We start from the raw sequence: 4,525 nt of genomic DNA, 5'->3' as shown, positions 1-4,525 counted from the left end.
GTAAGTGAATCAGGAGAAGCGAAGTCATCAACATCAATAAGCCAGTGAGCCAACATAAAAAATACCCTCAAATATGAAATGTTTGAGGGTATTTTCAACCAACCACAGGATCGTTCAACTGATCATTTACTTAACTGATCGGAGTTAGCTCAATGAGCGGCTTTTTTATTTATGCATAACTTCAAAGCATAAGTAGGGTTGTCTCAATAAAAATTCTGGCGAAAGTTGATCTCTTTGCGTAACCTTGTAAAGGCTTATCAGATTTTTCTGATAAGCCTTTGTTTTCGCTCTCTTTGCAAAAACTTGACTTTTTACATAGTCAAAAGTGATATCGTGCCGAAAAAATGACATTGCTTCAGCAAATGTATTAGAGATGTCATTGTTGATTAATAATCTATAGCAGTTTGGTTCATAGAATCATAAATTTTTTGAGGATACATATATGGCAGGTGAATCAGCGGGGATCGAAACTCCCCTAGTTGATGGTTTAAGCCAAGCAGAAAAGTGGCTAACAAGTAATTCTGATTTATTGGTTCAGTACGGTGTGAATATCATTTCAGCGGTTCTGATCCTGTTTATCGGTAATATCATCGTTAAAGCAGTAGCGAACAGCGTTTCTAAAGTATTAGAAAAGAAAGATATGGACAAAGCGGTTGTTGAGTTTGTCCACGGTTTAGTTCGTTACCTGCTATTTGTTATTGTACTTATTGCAGCGTTAGGCCGAGTCGGTGTTCAAACCGCATCTGTCGTTGCTGTTATCGGTGCTGCCGGTCTTGCTGTTGGTCTTGCTCTGCAAGGCTCACTGTCTAACTTTGCGGCAGGTGTTCTGATTGTTGCCTTCCGTCCATTCAAGTCAGGTGATTACGTTGAAATCGGTGGTGTTGCAGGTAGCGTAGAAGCGATTCAGATCTTCCAAACAGTGTTAAAAACGCCTGACAACAAAATGGTCGTTGTTCCTAACTCTGGCGTTATCGGTAGCCCAATTACCAACTATTCACGCCATGAGACACGTCGTGTGGATTTGGTTATCGGTGTTTCTTACAAATCAGATCTTAAGCAAACTAAGCAAGTGATCCGTGAAGCTCTTGAGAAAGATGCGCGTATTTTGAAAGATCCAGACATGACCATTGGTGTTTTAGCGCTTGCTGATTCTTCAGTGAACTTTGTGGTTCGTCCATGGTGTAAAACTGCGGATTACTGGGACGTGTACTTCGATTCTACCCAGGCAATCAAAGAAGCGTTGGATGAAGCGGGTATTGAAATCCCATTCCCACAAATGGATGTGCATTTGAATAAAGTTGACGCTTAATCGAGTGCAATAATTACCTAGAAGCGAGGCATTAGCCTCGCTTTTTTTATTCCTATCAGTCCGCTAAGTGGTGAGTTCATATATAGGATTGCTAAGTTTATTGAGAATCATAGGCAATGAGTGTGCAGCAAAGCCAATGGTTAATTCTGGGTGAGCTGGGGTATAGAGAATCTCATCGGTTTGATATAAATCCTTGTCGACGACTATGGGTATTTGTTCAGGGATACCAAATGGACAGACGGCCCCCGGTAAACACCCCAACTGTGACGTCATTTCATCATCGCTACAAATTGAAGGGCGCTTACCAAGCAAGGCTTTAATGGCTTTACTGTCGAGACGTCTATCTTTGTGTGTAAGGTATAAAGCAAAACCGCCGCCTTTTAGTTTTAAAAACAGGCTCTTGCTATGCGTACCTGTCCAGCCAAGCTTTTCAGCTACGATGACATCGGTGGCAAAATCGAGAATAGGTTCATGTTGCCACTGGCGAAACTCTATCCCTAAATGTTTGAGGAGTGAGATGTTGAACTGATAAATCTCATCCAATTTGTTCATCGTTATTTCCTTTGTGCTAGAAGTTCAGTTCGTTCGCTAGTATGCCCGCGATGATAAACATCATCAGAGCAACGCCGATATCGATCGCTCTTCTTACTTTTGGTTTAGACAGTGTTGGAGCCAATTTCGCTGCACCGACAGAGAGGGAATAAAACCAAACGAACGAAGCGAGAATCGTACCTACCGCGAAAGCTAATCTGTCGCTACCTTCAAATTGTCCGCCAATCGACCCTAAAATGACTACGGTATCTAAATAGAGGTGTGGATTTAAAACCGTGACAGCAAGTGCGCCAATAATCACCGCTTTTCTGCCGCTCGATTTGATAAGGTTTGAGCTGACTCCTTGGTCAGCCGTCTGATTAAATGCACTTTTGAGTGATAGTAGGCCGTAAATGGTCAAAAATACAATCCCACCAAGGGTCACTGTCGTTAGCAGTGCGGTATTACTTGCAAGTAGCGCACCGCCACCGAATATGCCAAGTGAAATAAAAAATGCATCCAGCAAGCTACAGATTGTTGCGGTTGTCAGATGGTGATGGCGCTTTATTCCTTGATTAAGAACATAAGCATTTTGAGCGCCTATCGGAATGATCATACTTGCGCCCAAGCCAAACCCTTGTAATACCAGCCAGAAATTCACCGTTTTTACTCCTTCGTTCCTATGATGGTGAGAGTGAATAAAATAGGAGAGATAGATATATAAGTAAAATTAATGATTTTAATGAATGATAAGTTTTGCTAATTTTTTGATTGAGAAGCATTGTTATGAGAGGTTTAGATTACAAATGGGTTGAGGCCCTTGAAGCGGTTGTTAACCAAGGAAGCTTTGAGCGTGCTGCCCAGCAGTTATGTATCTCACAATCTGCCGTATCTCAGAGGGTAAAACAGTTAGAGAAGTTCCTAGCTAAATCGGTTCTGATTCGCGAGCAGCCACCTAGGCTAACGACAGCAGGAAAGAAGTTGATGGGGCTGTATCATCGAGTACAGCTATTGGAAAGCGAGGTGTTACCCGAATTAACCAATCAAGAGAATTTACGCCCTGTTCAGATCTCTATTGCAACCAATGCTGACAGTTTGGCTACTTGGTTGTTGCCAGCTCTGACTCCCATCATGAAACAACGCAATGTTGAATTTAATCTGGCCGTTTATGGCGAAGATCGAACTTTAGATAAGCTAAAGAAAGGTGAAGTGACAGGTGCGATTAGCTGGGAGTCTGAGCCCATTTCAGGTTGCTACGCCGAGTATCTTGGACGGATGGACTATGTATGCGTTGCCAATCCAGAGTTTGCACAGCGTTACTTTACCAGTGGTGTCACCCGAGAGGCCTTGAAACACGCACCTGCCGTCTCATTTGATCAATACGATGAGATGCATCAAATGTTTCTCAAGCAGCATTTTAACTTATCTCCCGAAAGCATCACTCACCATCAAGTAGCCAGCTCAGAAGCATTCGTTAAGTTGGCCCTGCTGGGAGTGGCATATTGCTTAATACCGCGTCTGCAAATTAGTGAAGAACTGGAACAAGGGAGCTTAATCGATCTCATGCCTAACTTTATTCTGAGTTTTCAGATTTACTGGCATCACTGGCAGTTAGAAACAGGTCTGCTCAAGGAGATAACGCAGGCTATTGTTGGCTATAGCCATCAACAACTACCGAAATAGATTTGGTTAATTCTTTGTCAGATCAACGGAGGTGGCTTGGTCAAAATGAGTTCGTTACCTATGATGTATGCAGTTAAGTCCACATGGTAAATTAGTATGAAAGCTGTTTCGTCTGTTATTGCATCATTGTCCGTCGCCATGCTGAGCTTTGGTGCAGCAGCCAATTCCCCTGACTTCCCACATCTTGAAACAACCGGATATGGCGAAGTGATTGCGACGCCAGACATGGCTCAGTTTTCAGTTAAGGTTGTTGAATCAACCATGACCGCGGAACAAGCTAAGCAGTCAGTTGATCAAGTTGTATCGGAATTCTTAGGCGCGTTGAGTAAAGAAGGGGTGGAGAGTAAGCATATCACCAGTTCTAACCTCTATATTACTCCGCAATACCACTATCCTAAAAAGGGCAAACCAGAATTGGTTGGCTATAAAGCGTCGCGTAGTATTACGGTTACCGTTCAACACCTAGAGGATCTCAACCAATATTTGGATCTTGCATTGAACTCAGGGATCAACCAAGTCGACAATATTCAGCTGCAAGTTAAAGATCAGGAACAATATCAGCAGAAGGCCCGTTTAGCGGCGATTAAAGATGCCAATAGTAAGGCTGAATCTTTGGCTGAGGGATTTGGCAAAGAACTGAAAGGTGTGTGGCGTATTGACTACAACATGTCGGGGCAACAGCCCGTTTTAATGAGATCAATGGCAATGGATGCGAAGGTTGAGTCCAATGGCTATCAGGATTCCCAAATCGTCATTCGCGATCGAGTAGACGTGATTTATAAACTCGACTAACGCTATTGCTGCTGTTCAATTAATGGTAAGTCATCAAACAGAAAATAAAAAAGAGGGCTAAAGCCTAATGCCGATCAGTTAAGAGATAAATGATCGGTTGAACGATCCTGCAGATAGCTTATAAAGGCTCTAAGTTTCTATAACTTTGAGCCTTTTATTTTGCAATTAACTACAGCCCTAACACTCGCCAATCGTTATGCCCCCAATACT

At 42.7% G+C, this 4,525-nt stretch carries 5 protein-coding genes; 3 read left to right on the top strand and 2 right to left on the bottom strand.

Annotated features, from left to right (window positions below):
• The first annotated feature begins 442 nt into the window (after nucleotides 1–442).
• Nucleotides 443–1,309, top strand: coding sequence for a small-conductance mechanosensitive channel MscS (gene mscS, locus QTN95_RS19785; protein ID WP_331418708.1), 867 nt, complete (start codon nucleotides 443–445; stop codon nucleotides 1,307–1,309).
• Nucleotides 1,310–1,372: 63 nt separating this feature from the next.
• On the opposite strand, the gene QTN95_RS19780 is transcribed toward mscS, so the two are convergent.
• Together QTN95_RS19780 and QTN95_RS19775 are read right to left on the bottom strand one after the other, a co-directional pair.
• Nucleotides 1,373–1,861, bottom strand: coding sequence for a YbaK/EbsC family protein (locus QTN95_RS19780; protein WP_331418707.1), 489 nt, complete (start codon nucleotides 1,859–1,861; stop codon nucleotides 1,373–1,375).
• 16 nt (nucleotides 1,862–1,877) lie between these two features.
• On the bottom strand, nucleotides 1,878–2,501 hold the full coding sequence (locus QTN95_RS19775) for a LysE/ArgO family amino acid transporter (protein WP_331418706.1): 624 nt from the start codon (nucleotides 2,499–2,501) through the stop codon (nucleotides 1,878–1,880).
• A gap of 125 nt (nucleotides 2,502–2,626) precedes the next feature.
• On the opposite strand from QTN95_RS19775, the gene QTN95_RS19770 reads away from it, so the two are divergent.
• The gene (locus QTN95_RS19770) at nucleotides 2,627–3,523 is read left to right on the top strand and encodes a LysR family transcriptional regulator ArgP (protein WP_331418705.1); all 897 of its coding nucleotides are present in this window, start codon (nucleotides 2,627–2,629) and stop codon (nucleotides 3,521–3,523) included.
• Nucleotides 3,524–3,619: 96 nt separating this feature from the next.
• The gene (locus QTN95_RS19765; RefSeq protein WP_331418704.1) at nucleotides 3,620–4,315 is read left to right on the top strand and encodes an oxidative stress defense protein; all 696 of its coding nucleotides are present in this window, start codon (nucleotides 3,620–3,622) and stop codon (nucleotides 4,313–4,315) included.
• The last annotated feature ends 210 nt before the right edge of the window (nucleotides 4,316–4,525 follow it).

The sequence above is a fragment of the Vibrio sp. M260112 genome, from assembly GCF_036533775.1.
GTDB lineage: Bacteria > Pseudomonadota > Gammaproteobacteria > Enterobacterales > Vibrionaceae > Vibrio.
The sequence above is the reverse complement of the archived record's forward strand: the minus strand, read 5'-3'. Positions and strand labels throughout refer to the sequence as shown.